Below are 16,842 nucleotides of genomic sequence, written 5' to 3'. Positions count from 1 at the left end.
CGGCCAACCAGGACAAGCTGAACGGACTGCACGCCAACACCCAGGTGCCCAAGTGGATCGGGGCGGCGAGGGAGTACAAGGCCACCGGCACGACCCGCTACCGGGACATCGCCACCAACGCCTGGAACATCACGGTCAACGCGCACACGTATGCCATCGGAGGCAACAGCCAGGCGGAGCACTTCCGCGCCCCGAACGCCATCGCCGGCTTCCTCAACAACGACACGTGCGAAAGCTGCAACACCTTCAACATGCTCACCCTCACCCGTGAGTTGTTCGCGCTGGACCCGAACCGGGCCGCGCTGTTCGACTACTACGAGCGGGCGTGGCTGAACCAGATGATCGGCCAGCAGAACCCGGCCGACGACCACGGCCACGTCACCTACTTCACCCCGCTCAAGCCGGGAGCCCGACGCGGTGTGGGCCCGGGGGTGGGCGGCGGAACCTGGAGCACCGACTACGGCACCTTCTGGTGCTGTCAGGGCACGGGCCTGGAGATGAACACCAGGCTGATGGACTCCATCTACTTCCGCACGGACACCACACTGATCGTGAACATGTTCGTGCCCTCGGTGCTCACCTGGACGGAGCGCGGTATCACGGTCACCCAGACCACGTCCTACCCCACCAGCGACACCACGAGCCTGCAGGTCACCGGCAGCGTCAGCGGAACCTGGGCGATGCGCATCCGCATCCCGAGCTGGACCACCGGGGCCACCATCAGCGTCAACGGAGTCGCGCAGAGCATCACCGCCACCCCCGGCAGCTACGCCACCCTGAGCCGCTCCTGGACCTCCGGCGACACGGTCACCGTCCGCCTGCCCATGCGGGTCATCATGCGAACGGCCAACGACACCCCGAACCTCGTCGCGGTCACCTACGGCCCGGTGGTCCTGTCCGGCAACTACGGCGACTCCGCGCTCAGCTCCTTCCCGACGCTGGCCACGTCCTCGATCAGGCGGACCAGTAGCAGTTCGCTGGCCTTCACCGCCACGGCCAACGGCTCCACCGTCAACCTGGGCCCGTTCCACGACGCGCACGGCCACAACTACACCGTCTACTGGAACACGAGCGGCACCGTCCGTCTCGCCAACGTGGCCAGCGGTCTCGTGCTGGGTATCCAAAGCATGTCCACGGCCAACGGCGGCCGCGCTCTGCAATGGCGCGACTCGGGCACCGCCGACCACGACTGGCAAATGATCCCTGACAGAGACAAGGTCCGCTTCCGCAACGCCAACAGCGGCAAGGTGCTCGGTGTCTTGGACATGTCCACGGCAGACGGCGCGACCGTCCTGCAGTGGACGGACAACGGCACCGCCGACCACAGATGGATATTGCTCGACCAGGGCGACGGGACCTACAAGATCCGCAACGAGAACAGCGGCAAGCTGCTCGCCATCGAGAACAACTCCACCGCTGTCGGTGCGTTCGCGGTCCAGGACGCGGACGACGGCACCGCCGACAACCGGTGGCGCATCGTGAGGGACTGAGTCCGTCTCGGAAGGAGGGCTTGGTCGTTCTCCCCCATTTCGTACTCCAGCAGCGGTTCGTGTCTTGAGCTGCGTTTTCGGTAGTGGCAGTGGTGGGCGACGGCCTGGCGTTGTCTTTTCCAGGCCGACCACTTCAGTGCGTGGGTGACGGGGGCGCGGTCGGCTCGCGGGTGGGGCAGGACAGCGTCCAGGAGTCGCCGTATCTCTGCCACGGTGAGCGGGACGAGGGTTGATCCGTTTCTGCAGCCCCCTTTGCAACACCGCCGCCGACCTGGGATTGTGCTGCGAGTGCGGTCAGGACGGCGTGGGCGAGCATGGCCAAGTGATGTGCCGATACCGGCTGGGATAGCGGCGGACCTCGTACTCGTCCAGGCCGCATTCGTTCTTCGCGGCCTGGAAGCACTCCTCGATCACCCAGCGGGAGCCGGCGATCCGGGCCGGCTCGGCGATCTCGATGCCGACGGGTGCGTAGGCCAGGTAGTAGGAACCTCTTCGGGGTCGGACAGGCTGCGCCGACCCATCATCTAGCGGTGATGGGTCGGCGGGTCGGGTCGAAGATGATGTTGGCGGGCAGCTTGCCCCCCGCCCAGTCGTATATCCGCGGACCCTTCGCCCCGTCACCGCAGGACAGTCTCTGCCAGACATCACCGGGTGTTTCCTCTGCGAGCTAATAAGGCACCTGGCCGAGCCGCCGCAGGCGGGCGGCGAACAGCTGTACCTCAAGGAGTTCGACCTGCTGAAACAGTTCCCCGCGCTGCGGGGGGACTTGGGAGAGATGGACTTCCTTCCCCGTGGCTCCGTCAACCTCGCGCAGTGCTGGATCGGGCCCGCCCGCGCCCGCACCGGTCTGCACTACGACCCGCTGGACAACCGTGCCGTTCAGATATCCGGGACGAAGCGATTCCTCCTCGCGCGCCCGGGGACCGTGGAACGCGCGGGTGCGCTGTCCACCAAGTACGACTCCTGGGCGCGTCTGTCGCGTGTGGGCATCGCGGAACTGGCCGCGGGCGGGGGAGGGGCCGCGGCCGACGACTTCTTCGCGGTGGATCTGGAACCAGGAGACGTGCTGTATGTGCCGGCGCACTGGTGGCACGAGTTGTGAACCTGAGCGCGGGCATCCTCCTGAGCGGCTTCTTCGGCTCCAGGGCCCATGTCGCGCGGTTGTGGACCCGGGTCGGTCTGCGCGACACCCTGCATCGCGCCGGGCTGCGCGACACGGCGGACGGCACATGTCATCCGGCCGCCCGGTGACCGCTGGTGCGGCCGTCGGTTCCCGTGACTCGGTACTCGTCCGCCGCGAGGCAACCCCGTGTCAGCCGGCGACGCCAATCGTCTCGTGCCACAGATCTGTGGAGGTCGCGGAGAGACGGATTGCTGCTGCACGGGTCACGCCTTGGTCATCTGTAGCCGAATTGACCGGATAGTTGATCATTTGGTGTCTGATCTTCATGCTTTCCCTGTCAAGAAAGCCCCGCGCTGCGATCTCGGGGCCCATCGCGGCAGGAGCCAGTTCAGCCATGGTGCGTTTTCGTCCGTCTCTGATGCGACTGCCTCGTCATGCGCCCGCGCGCACACTCCCCGGCGGGGTGGAGCTGGCCGGCAGCGAGTCCCCGCACGGGCTGCTGCCCAAGGTGGCGGAGACGCTCCCGAGGCTGGCGGGAGACGTGTCACGCCACCCCGACATGAGCGCCACCGCGCTGCTGCAGGCCATAGCCGAGCACCATGGTGTCGCGCCGGAGCGGATCGTGGTGGGCGCCGGGTCATCCGAGGTCTGTGGGCAGTTGCTGCACTCGGTTGTGGGCCCCGGTGACGAGGTCGTCTTCGGCTGGCGTTCCTTCGAGGCGTACCCGATCCTCACCGAGATCGCGGGCGGCACGGCGGTGCGCGTCCCGCTGCGTGAGCATGTGCTGGACCTCGATGCCATGGCGGAGGCGATCACCGACCGGACCCGGCTGATCTTCGTCTGCAACCCCAACAACCCCACCTCCACCGCGGTCGGCGAGCGCGCGCTGCGTGACTTCACGGATCGCGTTCCGGAGGAGGTGCTGATCGTCGTCGACGAGGCCTACCGGGAGTACGCCGATCCGGCACTGGTCCCCGACGCGCTCGAACTGCTGGGAGACCGCCCGAACGTGGTGGTGCTGCGCACCTTCTCCCAGGCCTACGGCCTGGCGGGGTTGCGCGTCGGCTATTGCGTGGCGCCGCCGGAGATCGCGGCTCACGTCTGCACGGCGCAAGTGCCGTTCAGCGTCAGCGCTCTCGCCCAGCAGACGGCCGTGATCGCCCTGGGCGAGCACGCGGAGGTCGCTCGCCGGGCCGCCCTCACGGTCGCCGAACGGGAGCGCGTGACCCTGCGGCTGCGCGGGCTCGGACTCGACGTTCCGGACTCCCAGACCAACTTCGTCTGGCTGCCCCTCGGGGCCGGCAGCGGGCACTTCGCCATGCACTGCCTCGACGGAAGAGTCGTCGTCCGCCCGTTGCTCGGCGAAGGCGTCCGCGTGACGATCGGCCTGCCGGAGGAGAACGAGGTCCTGCTCACGCTCGTGGCGAGTTGGACAGGCTGAAGCCTTGCGCCGCGGTGCCGCGAGCGGCACCGCGGCCTGTTCCCCCTTCGTCCTGCTGCGCTTCGACACCACGGCCGGCTGACGGCGGCGTGGGAGCGACTCGGCGCGGAGCCGCGCGGACGACGAGTACAGGACCGTGGCACAGGCCTGAACGTAGAATCTGCCGCTTTCCGTCGGACTGGGAAGATTCGGCGAGGATGCCGGTGGATCGGGCTGAGAAAGAGGAACGGACGTTGGTGCCAGAGTGGGACGAGACGGCAACACGGCTGATCGGCAGGGGCGAGGAACTCGCCCGGCTCGATGCGGTGATCGGCGGCCTCGGTCGCGATGGTGCGCCGTCCGTGATCGACATCGCCGCGGACGCCGGCATGGGCAAGAGCCGCCTGCTGAGCGAACTCTGCGCCCGGGCACGGCGGCGAGGGCTGACCGTGCTGTGTGGAAGGGCCACCGAGTACGAGCGGCACACACCGTTCCAGCCGTTCACGGATGCCTTCGCCGATGCCGATCCCGCCTTTCTCGACTCCGACGCCGTGCCGGACGCGGCGGCACCGGCGGTGTACGGGGTACGCGATGCGGCAGCACGTCTTCAGGGGCGTGACCGCTTCGGCCTCTACCGTGCCGTCGCAGGCGTACTCACCGGGCTCGCGGAACACGACGGCCTGCTCGTCGCGCTGGACGATCTGCACTGGGCGGACCCCGCGTCCCTGGAACTGCTGGACCAGCTGATCCGGCATCCGGTGCGCGGACGAGTGGCCCTCGTCCTCGCCCGCAGGGGACGGCAGACGCCGCACCCGCTCGCCGCCGCCCTGACCCGTGGCGTCGACAGCGGGGCCGTGGAGCGCATCGTGCTGGGCCCGCTGCCCGAACAGGAGTCGATCGAGGCGCTCGCTCCCGACCTGCCGCGGCACGACGCACGGCGCATCTACGCGGCAGGCGAGGGCAACCCGCTCTACCTCCTGTGCCTGCTGCACGCCCATCGGCACGGCGCGTCCCCGCCCGCCGGCATCGTCCCGGACCACGGCATCACCGTCGCCGGGGTGCCCGACGGACTGGCATCGCTGCTCCTGGACGAACTGACCCCGCTGACGGCGGCGCAACGCCGGATCGTCGAAGCGGTGGCCGCCCTCGGGCACCATGCCACCCCTGCCATGCTTCGGCTGATCACAGGGCACCGTACGGCGGAGCAACTCGACGACGACATCAGCGCGCTGACGCGGCGTGACCTGCTGCGCCAGGGGTCCGACAGCCGCTGGAGCCTGCGCCACCCCTTGCTGCGCGCCCTGGTCTACGAGAACGCATCCGCTTCCGACCGTGCCGGGATCCATCGCGGCGCGGCGACGGAACTGGCCGCGATCGGTGCTCCGGCCACTGAACGGGCTCACCATGTCGAGCGCTCGCTGACGGGGTGGGATCCACTGTCCGCGGCCGTACTGACCGAGGCGGCCGCCCAGTTCGCCTCCACGGCACCCGCGACGGCCGCCCATCTGCTGGAGGTCGTCCTGCGGCTCATGCCGGACACACCCGACTACGCCCGCCGGCGCGGCGAGATCACCCTGGCCCGCGCCCGGGCTCTCGCGACCGGCGGCAGCCTCCGCGAGAGCCGGGACCTGCTCCACGCCTTGATCAGCGGCTGTGGACCCGATGAGGCGGCGCTGCGCGGCGACGCGACCGCGCTGTGCGCCATGATGGAACGCCACCTCGGACATTCTCCCGAGGCGACCGCCCTGCTCCGGCGGGAACTGACCCGCGGCCCCGAACCCCGCCAGGCAGTCTTCCTCGGACTCGCCCTCGGTATGGCCGCCCTGAACACCGTCTCCTACCCCGCTGTCCGCGACGACGTCGACCGGACCCTCGCCGTGGCCCGCTCCCACAACGACCTCATGGGAGAGCTGGGCGCGCTGGCGCTCGCTTCGCTGGGCGAGGCCTACGAAGGACAGACGGCCACGGCCGGTCGGCTCGCCGATACCGCCGCCGCGCTCGCGGACGGACTGACCGACCCCGACCTCACCGAACTGTCCGAGGCGCTGGTCTGGCTGGCCTGGGCAGAAGCCCTCCTCGAACGCTACGCCGACACCGAACGCCACGCCGACCGCGGACTGGACATCGCACGTCGAAGCGGTCAGGTCCATGTCCTGCCGCACCTGCTGAGCGCCAGGGCCTTCGTGCACCTCACCACCTGCCGACTGCCCTCCGCACTGGCGGCGGCCGAGGAAGCGGAAGCCGTCGCCCGAGCCATCGGCAGCAGCGATCTGCTCGCCTTCACACTGAGCTTCAAAGCGCTGATCCTCCTTGTGCACCGCCCCCTCGGCGACACCCTGGCCCTGACGACCGCCGAGGAGGCCGTCGCCACCGCCGGCACCAGCCGTCACTGGTGGGCCTCGCTGGCCGGATGCGTGCTCGGCCACACGGCCCTGGTGAGCGGCGACCCGCACCGGGCCCAGGACGCCATCCTGCGGGCCGGCGGTCCCGAACTCCTCGGCCTTCAGCCCTCCATACGCCCCGGCCAGCTGGACACCCTCGCCGCCACCGCCCTCGCCCTCGGCGACACCCCACAGGCCGAGCGCTGGGCCGCACGAGCTGCCGAGGAAGCCGACCTCATCGGGCTGCACGGCCAGCGCGGGGCCGCGCTGCGCGCCCAGGCCGCGCTCGCCCAGCACCAGGGCGACCCCCGCACGGCCGCCCGCCTCTTCGAGCGCGCCGCCCGGGCCTACGCACCGTCCGGCGCCACGCTCTGGGAGGCCTACTCCCTGCTGCTGGCCTCCACCCAGGCCCAGGCCGCGGGCGACGTTCCACGCGCCACCGCGCTGTGGGAACGCGCCCGCCGCCTGGCCGACATCGGCGGCGCCCGCCTGCTGACCGATCTGGCAGCACTCACACGCCCACGGGACGAGGCGCCCCCCGCCCCGCCCGCCCCCACTTACCTCGACCAACTCACCGCACGGGAGCGGCAGGTCGCCGAACTCGTAGCCGAAGGACTCGGAAACCAGGCCATCGCGACCAAGCTGTATCTCAGCCGCCGAACCGTAGAGACCCACCTCTCGGCCATCTACCGCAAGACATCCCTGCCGTCCCGCTCCGCCCTGGCCGGCCTGATGACCCGCGCCGCCCTCGACCGACGCCGATGAGGCGGCAGGCGAGCTGCCACTCACGGGGATCCCCGATGGTTCACGACGCGCCCGACACACCGGCTTCCTACGTGGTTGCACGGATGCGGCGCGGGCTCGGGACATGCCAGGCTCGTGTGCGTCCCCACCTTCGCGGTGCACGCCCGTGGGGAGCAGACACGGACGCGGGGGGAGTCGGGACGTGAGGCTGGTGACCGCAGAAGGCTGCAGGGCTGCCGTCGACCGGGGGGTGAACGGTCGGTTCCGGGACGTCCTCTGGCCGGCGTCCTTCCCGGACGCGCCTCGGGCCCGTGTGCACGCGCACGCGCTGGCCACCCTGGTGGTCATCACCTCGGTGTGTGCGGCGTTCAAGGGGTTCTACTGGGCTGACGACCCCGAGGTCAGCCAGTACCGCGCGGGCCTGGGGGACATGACGCGGGCGATGGCGGTGCCGTTTCGGCTGATGGCTGTGCCGCTCCTGCTGATGTGCGCGGCGCTGGCGGGCGCCCTGCGGCCATGGCCCAGGGTGACGTACCGGGTGCTGGCCGTCGTGGCCTGGACGACGTCGGCACTCGGGATCTTCGTGGTGCTTCTGGACACCGAGCTGACGAACGACAGCGACTACTGCACGGCGAATGCGCCCGTGGAACCGATCTCGGGGAACGTGGTGGCACTGTGCCTTCTGGCGGCGTTGGCCGCCGGATCGTCGGCCGCGTGGATCGCGTGGGTGATCTCGCGTCGCCGGGCGCGGCCCGCGGCGCTGTACGCGGTGTGGCTCGCCACGGTCGCCGCCACCGTCGTACTGACCTTGGCCGTGCCGCTCCATGCGGCTCAGACCTGCGGTCCGTCCGTGGTGGGCTGAGGAGCGCCGCCCACCACGGAGACTGCTGTCAGACCATGTCCAGAGCCTGATGCGGGCCGGCCGGCAGGCCGATGTCCACAGGGTCCCCGGGGCGCACCACACCGCCCGTCACCACGATGCCCATGATCCCGGACCGGAACCGGGGGCGGCCGTGCTCGTCCCGTACCACGACCTGTTTCATCAGATTTCATCAGACCCTTCTGGAACCCGTCGATCTGCGCGCACGGGTTGCACAGCCCGGTCACCTCGACGACGGCGGTCTTTTCGAGCCGCAGCCGCGTCCCCCAGGGCAGTGCGAGCAGGTCGATCCCCCGGGTGGTGACGTTCTCTCCGACTTCCCCCCGCCGCCGGTCAGGCGTTCGAGGCCCACGTGCGCAGCGCCGCCTTGCTCGCGAAGTCGGCGACGTTCTTGTCCAGCGGGTCGTCGGTGTACTGGTGGAAGCGCCACTTGGCCTTGATGCGGGGCTTGCCCGCCGAGACGTAGTCGGCGATCCAGAGGCCGTCACCGGCGTACGACGTCGTGTCGATCGTCAGCCAGTAGTGCCGGTTCGCGTACAGCACGACCCGGTTGTTCGGGCGCAGCCGCTTGACCTTGCGGATGAACTGGTCCTTCTCCGCGTTCGTCGCGTGCGTGCCCTCGCCGGTGGTCTCCCAGTCCACGGCGAGGATGTCACCCCCCATCTCGGGGGCATGTCGGACGAAGTACTCGGCCTGGGCGGCGAGGTTGCCGGGCCACAGGAAGTGGTAGAAGCCGACGACCAGATCGGCGTCACGGGCGTGCTTGGTCTGGGCCGGGAGTTTCGGGTTGATGTAGGAGCGGCCCTCCGTCGCCTTGATGAAGACGAAAGAGTATCCGTCCGTGTCGTAGGACGAGGGCTGGTAGGCGCTGACATCGATGCCACGGAGCATCTGGGGGCTCCCTGAAGTGCGAGTGGGGGACCGGATTTGATGATGCCCCACATGCCCCGCACGGGAACCTCCGCTCCTCAGAGGCACCGTGTCCCCGCCCCGCCGCCCACCGTCCCGCGGGGAGCGCCGCGCATTCACCGCCACGCGTCGACGGCTACTGCGAGGTCGTCCTGGGCGGCGAGGACGAGCCCGTTCGTGCCGACGGCCCGCGCCACCGAACAGCACCTCTGAGAAGGCCCCGCGCCCGCCGACCATCGACCGCCCGTGCAGCCGAGACCCGGCCGCACGGGCGGTCGATGGCGGCATCCGGGGTGAGCCGACCCGGGTGGGAGCCCAGCCCCTCGGCGCCCGATGATGTTCTCCCCGAGCGTGGTCGCGGGTTCGCCCGTACTCGAAGCGGTCCGGCAGACGGAGGCGACTCGGCCCCCGCCCGCCGCACCGTGCGCCGCCCGACCGTGAGCTCGCTCGTCATGGCCCCTACGTCCGGGGCGACGTGGCGCAAGGTCGCGGCGACGGCTGCTTCGAGGTGATCAGTGGTGGCGCGTTCGCCGACTGGCACTTCCTGCCACAGCAGGGGGGCCGGCGTCATCCACCGCCCAGCGCGCGAGCCCCCAGCCGAGGAGGGCCAGGAGTCCGGCGAGGGGGCCCAATGCCGGCGCGAACGTCGTGTTGACGATGCCGGCGCCGGCCATGCCGGCCATCTGCCAGGCCGCCCCGAGCACGGCGAGAGCCGCCCACCAGTGCCACCGGCTGTTGCGCGCCACGACGAAGGGCAGCAGCACGAAGGAGGCGGTCTGGACGAGGTATCCGATCCGGAAGTAGGTGTCGCCCATAACCTCCCACCCCTGCAGATGACTTGCTTCGGCGCGGGACGCCAGGTGCTCGACACGGTAGTCGAGGAACGTGAGGCCTTCCACGAAGCGCTCCGGGAACCAGTCCAGGAGGTAGAGCCCGCAGAGAGTGAGGACCGAAGCCGCTCCCGTCAGCACGTATGCGGTGGTCAGCTTCCCGCCGCTGGGGGCAGGCCTGTTGGAGTTCGTCACGTGTTGGTTTCCTTCCGTGCCCGAAGAGGGCTTTGGCTCGTTGCCGGTCGGTCGCAAGCGCCCCGTACCGTCCCGTTCGGCCGGACGCGTCAGCGCCGCGCGGGCTTGCTCTCGGCGATGGTGTCGTCGGCCGGGGCGGGGGTGATCTCGATCGAGCCCGACCGGAGCGTCTGGCGCATGAGGAGCAGCGTGGCCGTGATGCTGGTGGCGACGGGGATGAGCGGCCAGTACCGGGGCTGTTCGCTGCTGAGCAGAGCGGCGATGACGATTAGCACAAGGATGGCGAACGCTCCGGCGATGAAGCCGAGCACCATGTCGAAGGCGAAGTTGATGGGGTCGGCCACGCGGGTGCCGTTCCGACGTGCCCTCCAGACGCCCGCCGTGACCGCGAGGACGTTCAGATAGCCCATGCACAGGGGGTAGAGGGCCAGGAGGGTGTTACCGCCTAGGCCGCTGTGCCACCCTTGCCACACGTAGTACCCCTCGACTTCGATGACTTTCCCGTGCCACAAACCGACCCGGGCGTGTTCGCCCACGTCCTTGCCGGCCGCGCCCTTCACCGTTTGCAGCTCACCGTTCACCCGTAGTTCGACCGTGACGTCGTACCAGACGTGCACGTCCGACGTACGGTCCTGGCCTGCTCCACCCAGCGACCACATCCGCTCCTCGGTTCGCTTCTCGACGGTGGCGTCCGCTTGTACCAGTGCTCCCGAGTCACGGGCGCGGGCGATGGCGATCTCCTCGTACGTTCGCCAGGCGTACAGCGTGATCACCACCGCCATGGTCAGGCGGAACACCACCACGACGACGCCGACCCACTTCGGTCTGCCCCCACGCGCGTTCGACATGACAGCCTCCCCTGCGCACCTGGTAGCTCCTCCGCCACGGAGATCATGACCCCGTCGGCAGCTCAGGGCGCGGTGTCGACCCCAAGTTCGGTAGGCATCTACGTGTTTTCACCGAGCCATCCCGGGCCGGCGTGGAGGTGGGCGGGGTGCGTCCGGCCTTTGTGGCTCAGGCGGCCGCGTGCTCGCTGCCGCGCTGCACCACCAGCGCCCGGTCCACAGCGGCCAGTTGGTCGTGCACGGGCCGGACGGTACGAGCGAGACCGAGGCGGTAGCCGATCGCCTCCGGCACGGTCCACGCCCGCGCACGCTCCACCCGCACCACCCCTCCTGACGGCTCGATCGCGACGCTCTGCCGCCCTCGGCGTCTCCTGGCGGTCAACCCACCCACACCTCTTGCTCGTCCTCAGTGACGCGCGAGGCGCCTGGGACCGACGGGACGTCTGCCCACGTGGTTTTGAGGAGAGAAGCATTGATCCGTGTCCGGCGAATATGTGTAGGCGCCGTGCCGGTCCGGGCAGGCCCTGGCGGGCTCGCCCGGACCGGCACAGGCTGAACAGCCGCACAGATCGCAGCCGTTGAGTACGACGGCCGACGATCGGCTTCCCCCGGGGTGGCGGTTCGGAGGGAAGGGCGGGGCGCGTGAACTGGTATGGCGCGCGCCGAGGGAGGTGCCCATGGCGGATGTGCGGGTCGAGTTCCGAACGGGGACCGGCTGCTCGAGGTGCCGAAGCGGGCGTGCTGCGGCTGGCCGGCCCGGTGGGCATGGCGCCCGGCCGCCGGATGCGCGCAGGACAGACGGACCTTCCCGGCTCGCCCTCGACGAGATGAGGCCCGAGCAGCTTGCGGACCTGCAAGTGACGGCCGCAGGGCGCCGGCCGGCTGGACGCGGCGGCCGGCGACACGCACCCGTCCGGCTCCCGCGGGGCAGGGATGCCCGCGCAGGCACCGGCGAACGATGTTGATCGGGGCAAGCCCGGACCGTACCGAACGCTCACCGGGGAGTACGACCTCGACCCGGTACGCCTGCCCGGGTTCGACACCCCGGTGGAGATGACCGCCGAGGTGGTGGCGCCGAAGGATGCAACTGGCAGCCGCCCGCTCGCACTGTCCCGGGGCCCGGTGCGCTGGAAGATGCGCGGTACTGTGCTCATCGCCCGGCGAAGACCAGATCGGGAAACGGTGGTGAGCGGTCGACTTCGATATGCCGAAGCAGGGTGGCAGAGCCCGCCAGGCGCAACCACTGACATGCACGTAGATGATCGCCGCGAACAACGTCTCATCAGGCGTGTCCTGCGTCCCGCCGCCCTGCGGCCGCACCTTCGACGGCGGGATCAGCGGCTTCGCGATCTCCCGAAGCCCGTCCGGAACAATCCAACTCCATGTACCCCGCCCCATACCGAGGTCAGCGAGGCCTCACCACATAGGACGCGGTCTTAGGTTAGGCCGCCGTGGCCGTGCGCCCGGCAGTCGAATGCGTGTGCAGATACGTGTTTCCACTGAGGTTCGCTTCGTCTCGGCCGTCTAGGTTCGATGAGTTGGACGGATCGAACGGTGTCGAGGGGATTGAGTGACAGGCAACGCCCAAGGAATACAGAGTAGTTGGGTGATCCTGCTGGCTGCGGGGGTCCTGCTTACCGGGTGTTCGACGCAGGGGGCGGACGCTGGACCTTCCCGGCAGAGCGGTGCGCCCTGGGCCGCCGCTCTCCGAGCGCGAGCGGTGCGGCGACACCGTCGAGCGACTCGACCCCCGCGGCTTCGTCCGTCTTCACACCCGATCCCTCCCCCGTCCCCGAGTCCTCGGCGGACGGGACCCGTCTGGCGGAGTCCGTCGTGCTCGGGCCGGGCGACCGGGGCCGAGTCTTCGTCGCCCGGTCTCCGGGGGTGAGCGTCCCAGGAACCTGGGCGGTACTGGACGAGAGCTGCCGTTGGCGGCGTGAGAAGTTGCCGCGTGGGGTGCTGGCGAGCACGTCGCGCTACAGCCGGCTGCCAGCAGCTCTGGCACGAGCGAGGTCAAGGTGACCGCCGCGGCCACCGTGCACGCCTCGGTCCTCGGCGCCGACGAGCAGCTGAGCACGACGCTCGGGGAGGTGCTGCGCTGCCCGGAGCGGCGGCCCCGGTCGAACGAGCGGATCACGGGTCTGATGTCGCTGGGCACCCCCTTCGGCGCCCGTGAGCAGGAGTACGCCGACGACTCCGTGCTCGAAGCAGGACAGTTCACCGAGGACGGGGCTGCCGCACAGCAGTACTTCTGGATGGTCGCCAGGCTGGACACCGTGGTCGGGGCCGTCTCCGTGACGGGCGGCGTCGGCCACACCCAGGAGGAACTCCAGCAGCTGGGCGGCAAGGCCATGGCTCAGATGCTGACGCGCGTCGAGCAGCGGCTGAAGGGGAAGTGATGGAACCGCTGCGTGTCGCCGATCCCGCCAAGCTCGCGGACCACCGGCTGCTCGGACGGCTCGGCGCGGGCGGCATGGGTGTGGTGTATCTGGCCCGCTCGGCCGGCGGGCAACTGGTCGCGCTGAAGGTGATCCAGGCCGACGGCCACCGCCGTCAGCATCGAGCTCCTCAGTGCACTGCCGCCGACCGAAGACCCCCCCACGCCCCGCCCGCCGACTGCCTTCCAGCACTGCCTCGACCGACCCGAGACAACCCGGCCGAAGTCCTGGCGAACCCTGGGCACCTGACCTCGGCACCTCCAAGATCCCGACAGAGTCAAGCTCAGGAGGCTGGAGGGACAGCGGGAGCATGCGACCGATAACCACGCTCGGCCCGGGAGCAGTTGGCGCGTACCGACTTCTCGCCGAGCTGGGACAAGGGGGGATGGGGCGGGTCCTGCTCGGCACCGGCCCCGACGGACGGCTCGTAGCGGTCAAGCAGATCCATGCCGAGTACGCCGACGAGGACGGCTTCCGGGCACGGTTCCGGCGGGAGGTGACCGCCTCCCGGAAGGTGTCCGGTGCCTGCACCGCGCCGGTCCTGGATGCCGATCCGGACGCCGAAACGCCCTGGCTGGCCTCGGTGTTCGTACCGGGGCCCTCGCTGAGCGACGCTCTGGACGCCTGCGGCGGGACCCTGCCCCAGGACACCGTACGGCGGCTGGCGGCCGGGCTGGCCACCGCGCTCGCCGACATCCACCGGGCCGGCTTGGTGCACCGGGACCTCAAGCCCTCCAACGTGCTGCTCGCGGAGGACGGCGTACGCGTCATCGACTTCGGCATCGCGCGCGCCGTGGAGGGCGCCACCCGCATCACGCACACCGGATCGCTCATCGGCTCGCCGTCCTTCATGGCCCCCGAGCAGGCCCTAGGGCAGGAGGCCACCCCGGCCGCCGACGTGTTCGCGCTCGGGTCCACCCTGGTCGCGGCCGCCACCGGGCGTCCGCCGTTCGCCGCCGAGTCGGTACCGCGCCTGCTGCACGAGATCGTGCATGCGGAGCCCGACCTGTCCGGCGTACCGGACGCGCTGCGCGCCGTCATCGAGCCCTGCCTCGCCAAGGAACCGGCCGCACGGCCCGCCCCGGAGCAGCTGCTCGCCCTGATCGGGCCGGTCGAGCCGACGGCACGGCCCTGGCCCGGGGCCGTGGCGAGGCTGATCGCCGGCCAGCGGACCGAGGTGGAGCAGCTGACCTCGACCCTGCCGCTCGCGGCGGGTCCTGGGGCGCCCCCACCCCGGCGAAAGCGGATGTGGCCGCGGGCGGTGGCGTTGACCGTGGCCCTGGTCGCCCTGCACTTCGCGACCCTGGGCAGGTCGCAGGCGGCGTGGCTGTACTCCACCGTCTTCCTGGACAACGCGCCGCTGTCGTGGGTCGACGACGTGTATCAGGCGCGGGCGAGGACTTGCTACGACATCCGCGAGGAGGTCCGGATGCCGTCCGGCTTCGAGGTGAAGGACTTCGACGGGGTCATCCTGAACGCGGCGGAGATCGTGCACCCGGGGACGTGCACGTGGGAGCGGACCAACGGTGACCGGATCACCGTCACCTGGAAGGTGCACACGACCTCCCAGGTCTTCGGCACCGGCGCGGAGCGCGCCGCCCAAGATCACGAGTCGGACCTGCCCGAGGGAGAGACCGGTCGCGAGGCCGACCTGGACTTCGCCGACGAGGGGCTGTGGCTGCCGCTGAAGAGCGATGACACCGACAACTGCCGCCTGTCGCTACGGGACGTGAACCTGCGGATGACGGTCGGGGTGAGCGGTACCGCGTACGTCGGGCGGGGTGCTTGCGAAGCGGAGGCCGTGAAGGCGGCCGGCGCCGCCATCAAGATCGTGGAGAAGAAGTGAGGGAGCTCAGGGCGACCGATCCGGTCGCGGTCGGGCCGTACCGGCTGCTCGCCGAGCTCGGCCGCGGAGGCATGGGCCGGGTGCTGCTGGGGGCCGGGCCGGACGGCCGGCTGGCCGCGGTCAAGCAGGTGCACGCGCGGATCGCGTCCGACGAGGAGTTCCGGGCCCGGTTCCGGCGGGAGGTGGCCGCCTCGCGGCGGGTGTCCGGGGCCTTCACCGCCGCCGTGACCGACGCCGACACCGAGGCCGAGACGCCGTGGCTGGCCTCGGTGTTCGTGACCGGGCCCTCGCTCGGCACGGTGGTCGACCGTACCGGCCCCCAGCCGGAGGAGACCGTACGGCGGATCGCCGTCGGGCTGGCCACCGCCCTGGTGGAGATGCACCGGGCGGGGCTGGTGCACCGGGACCTCAAGCCGGACAACGTGCTGCTCGCCGATGACGGCGTACGCGTCATCGACTTCGGCATCGCCCGGGCCACCGAGGGGACCGGGGCCACCGAGCTGACCGAGAGCGGGGTGGTCGTCGGCTCGCCCGCCTTCATGTCGCCGGAGCAGGCCGAGGCGAAGGAACTGACGGCGGCGAGCGACGTGTTCTCATTCGGCTCGGTTCTCGCCATGGCGGCCACCGGGCGGAGTCCGTTCGCGCGGGAGTCCACGCTCGTGACGCTGTACGACCTGGTGCACGCCGAGCCGGACCTGTCGGACGTGCCGAGCGGACTGCGGGAGGTGGTCGCGGCCTGCCTGGCCAAGGAGCCGGCCGAGCGGCCGGACCCGGAGCGACTGCTGGAGCTGCTCGGGCCGGTGGCGCCCGGGGGTGGCGGACGGTGGCCGGACACTGTGCGCGGGCTGATCGCCGACCAGCAGGCGGAGGTCGACCGGGTGCTGGGCGCGCCGGAGCGCACCGTCCTCGACCTGGCGAGCCGCTCCGCGTCGGGTGGGACCGGGGCGTGGGTGGAGCCCCCGGTGGCGACCACCGCGGTCGACGCCGTCGCGGCGGCCGCCGCCGACCCCGTACGGCCCCGGCTCCTGCGGCGGATGCTGGTGGCGGCGTCCGTCGTGGTCCTGGCGGGCATGATCCCCGGGATCTACACCCTGTGGCCGGAGGGGGAGGAAGGACCGAAGGGCGACGTGTACGCCATCGTGCCGACCTGCGAGGAGATGGCAGAGAAGCTGCCGCTGCCCACGTCGGACCTCGGGGAAAAGCACGACCTCGGCAGCTATTCCCGGATGTCCGACAGCGGCGACTGTCTGTACACCGACGCCGCGGACGAGGAACACGCGTGGGTGAGCTGGTGGCTGTTCCGCCCGGGCACGTCGACCACCGGACCCCGGCCGAGCGCGACCACCGGGCTGCCCCCGGGCGCGGCGGCCGCCAAAGCGGATCTCCTGGACACCGTGAAGAAGGTCGGGGGCACCGCCGGGCCCGGACCGGGTGAGGAGTCGTACTGGGACACTGCGTGGTCGGACGGCACGGGCTGCCGACTGGACCTGCGCGACGGCAACATGACGGTGCTGGTCAGACTCAGCGAACCGGAACACCCGGCGGACACGTGCAGGGCCGAGGCCGAAAGGATCGCGGACGCGGTGCTGAGCTCGATGCCGCACTGAGCCGAAGGGCGGTGGCGGTCCCGGGGGCAGCATCGGGAGTCGCCAGAGAGCGGTACCGTCTGGCCGGTCTCAGGGAGGTGCGGTGCGCGCCGGCGCAGGTGCCCTGATTTCGGCCTAGTAGTGGTTGGTCAGGT

General features: G+C 70.5%; 15 protein-coding genes and 3 pseudogenes. 9 read left to right on the top strand and 9 right to left on the bottom strand.

The features are described from left to right. Nucleotides 1-1,490, top strand: a 1,490-nt coding sequence (locus AOK15_RS21460) for a beta-L-arabinofuranosidase domain-containing protein (protein ID WP_205632188.1), incomplete at its 5' end; no start/stop codon positions are given. A 133-nt stretch (nucleotides 1,491-1,623) separates the two neighbouring features. On the opposite strand, the pseudogene AOK15_RS48840 reads toward AOK15_RS21460, so the two are convergent. After that, a pseudogene (locus tag AOK15_RS48840) lies at nucleotides 1,624-2,148 on the bottom strand (IS701 family transposase); the annotation flags it as partial. Here AOK15_RS48840 and AOK15_RS21455 point away from each other — a divergent pair. Next, nucleotides 2,125-2,592 carry a cupin-like domain-containing protein gene (locus tag AOK15_RS21455; RefSeq protein ID WP_079058615.1) on the top strand — a complete coding sequence of 156 codons (468 nt, stop codon included), beginning with the start codon at nucleotides 2,125-2,127 and terminating at the stop codon, nucleotides 2,590-2,592. The pseudogene AOK15_RS48840 and the gene AOK15_RS21455 sit on opposite strands and share 24 nt — an antisense overlap. After that, nucleotides 2,577-2,741 carry a hypothetical protein gene (locus AOK15_RS45160; protein WP_157870329.1) on the top strand — a complete coding sequence of 55 codons (165 nt, stop codon included), beginning with the start codon at nucleotides 2,577-2,579 and terminating at the stop codon, nucleotides 2,739-2,741. Before AOK15_RS21455 ends, AOK15_RS45160 begins: the two co-directional genes overlap by 16 nt. Nucleotides 2,742-2,802: 61 nt before the next feature. Here the strand turns inward: AOK15_RS45160 and AOK15_RS45155 are convergent, their stop codons facing one another. After that, the gene (locus AOK15_RS45155; RefSeq protein ID WP_148087394.1) at nucleotides 2,803-3,009 is read right to left on the bottom strand and encodes a hypothetical protein; all 207 of its coding nucleotides are present in this window, start codon (nucleotides 3,007-3,009) and stop codon (nucleotides 2,803-2,805) included. On the opposite strand from AOK15_RS45155, the gene AOK15_RS21450 reads away from it, so the two are divergent. The 3 genes from AOK15_RS21450 to AOK15_RS47065 all read left to right on the top strand — a co-directional run bounded on the left by AOK15_RS21450 (nucleotide 3,008) and on the right by AOK15_RS47065 (nucleotide 8,020). Then, complete coding sequence (locus AOK15_RS21450; protein ID WP_055519327.1) at nucleotides 3,008-4,054, top strand: histidinol-phosphate transaminase; 1,047 nt, start codon at nucleotides 3,008-3,010, stop codon at nucleotides 4,052-4,054. The two genes, AOK15_RS45155 and AOK15_RS21450, sit on opposite strands and share 2 nt — an antisense overlap. Nucleotides 4,055-4,290: 236 nt before the next feature. Further along, complete coding sequence (locus AOK15_RS21445; RefSeq protein ID WP_240508532.1) at nucleotides 4,291-7,179, top strand: helix-turn-helix transcriptional regulator; 2,889 nt, start codon at nucleotides 4,291-4,293, stop codon at nucleotides 7,177-7,179. 229 nt (nucleotides 7,180-7,408) lie between these two features. After that, the gene (locus AOK15_RS47065) at nucleotides 7,409-8,020 is read left to right on the top strand and encodes a hypothetical protein (RefSeq protein ID WP_240508531.1); all 612 of its coding nucleotides are present in this window, start codon (nucleotides 7,409-7,411) and stop codon (nucleotides 8,018-8,020) included. Nucleotides 8,021-8,048: 28 nt separating this feature from the next. Here AOK15_RS47065 and AOK15_RS21435 read toward each other — a convergent pair. From AOK15_RS21435 to AOK15_RS42465, 6 genes and pseudogenes are all read right to left on the bottom strand, one after another. Next, nucleotides 8,049-8,361: pseudogene (locus AOK15_RS21435) on the bottom strand (MOSC domain-containing protein); the annotation flags it as partial. Between the two features lie 10 nt (nucleotides 8,362-8,371). Continuing rightward, nucleotides 8,372-8,929, bottom strand: a complete 558-nt coding sequence (locus AOK15_RS21430) for a GH25 family lysozyme (RefSeq protein ID WP_055519324.1) — start codon at nucleotides 8,927-8,929, stop codon at nucleotides 8,372-8,374. A 530-nt stretch (nucleotides 8,930-9,459) separates the two neighbouring features. Then, nucleotides 9,460-9,972, bottom strand: a complete 513-nt coding sequence (locus AOK15_RS21425; RefSeq protein ID WP_055519322.1) for a hypothetical protein — start codon at nucleotides 9,970-9,972, stop codon at nucleotides 9,460-9,462. Nucleotides 9,973-10,061: 89 nt separating this feature from the next. Next, nucleotides 10,062-10,820: a hypothetical protein gene (locus tag AOK15_RS21420; protein WP_055519321.1), complete on the bottom strand. Its 759-nt coding sequence runs from the start codon at nucleotides 10,818-10,820 to the stop codon at nucleotides 10,062-10,064. Nucleotides 10,821-10,986: 166 nt separating this feature from the next. Next, nucleotides 10,987-11,199, bottom strand: coding sequence for a hypothetical protein (locus AOK15_RS45150; RefSeq protein WP_157870328.1), 213 nt, complete (start codon nucleotides 11,197-11,199; stop codon nucleotides 10,987-10,989). A gap of 773 nt (nucleotides 11,200-11,972) precedes the next feature. Next, a pseudogene (locus AOK15_RS42465) lies at nucleotides 11,973-12,215 on the bottom strand (transposase); the annotation flags it as partial. Nucleotides 12,216-12,835: 620 nt separating this feature from the next. On the opposite strand from AOK15_RS42465, the gene AOK15_RS21415 reads away from it, so the two are divergent. Further along, on the top strand, nucleotides 12,836-13,216 hold the full coding sequence (locus tag AOK15_RS21415) for a hypothetical protein (RefSeq protein WP_055519319.1): 381 nt from the start codon (nucleotides 12,836-12,838) through the stop codon (nucleotides 13,214-13,216). Here AOK15_RS21415 and AOK15_RS45145 read toward each other — a convergent pair. Then, nucleotides 13,174-13,377, bottom strand: a complete 204-nt coding sequence (locus AOK15_RS45145) for a hypothetical protein (protein ID WP_157870327.1) — start codon at nucleotides 13,375-13,377, stop codon at nucleotides 13,174-13,176. The genes AOK15_RS21415 and AOK15_RS45145 overlap by 43 nt on opposite strands. A gap of 188 nt (nucleotides 13,378-13,565) precedes the next feature. Here AOK15_RS45145 and AOK15_RS21410 point away from each other — a divergent pair, with 188 nt between their 5' ends. Both AOK15_RS21410 and AOK15_RS21405 read left to right on the top strand, forming a co-directional pair. Continuing rightward, on the top strand, nucleotides 13,566-15,101 hold the full coding sequence (locus AOK15_RS21410; RefSeq protein WP_063799023.1) for a serine/threonine-protein kinase: 1,536 nt from the start codon (nucleotides 13,566-13,568) through the stop codon (nucleotides 15,099-15,101). Next, on the top strand, nucleotides 15,098-16,708 hold the full coding sequence (locus tag AOK15_RS21405) for a serine/threonine-protein kinase (protein ID WP_055519315.1): 1,611 nt from the start codon (nucleotides 15,098-15,100) through the stop codon (nucleotides 16,706-16,708). The genes AOK15_RS21410 and AOK15_RS21405 overlap by 4 nt, the downstream gene beginning before the upstream one ends. Nucleotides 16,709-16,842 lie beyond the last annotated feature (134 nt).

This window comes from Streptomyces ossamyceticus (assembly GCF_001418475.1).
In the GTDB taxonomy this organism is placed as follows: Bacteria; Actinomycetota; Actinomycetes; order Streptomycetales; family Streptomycetaceae; genus Streptomyces; species Streptomyces ossamyceticus.
The sequence above is the reverse complement of the archived record's forward strand: the minus strand, read 5'-3'. Positions and strand labels throughout refer to the sequence as shown.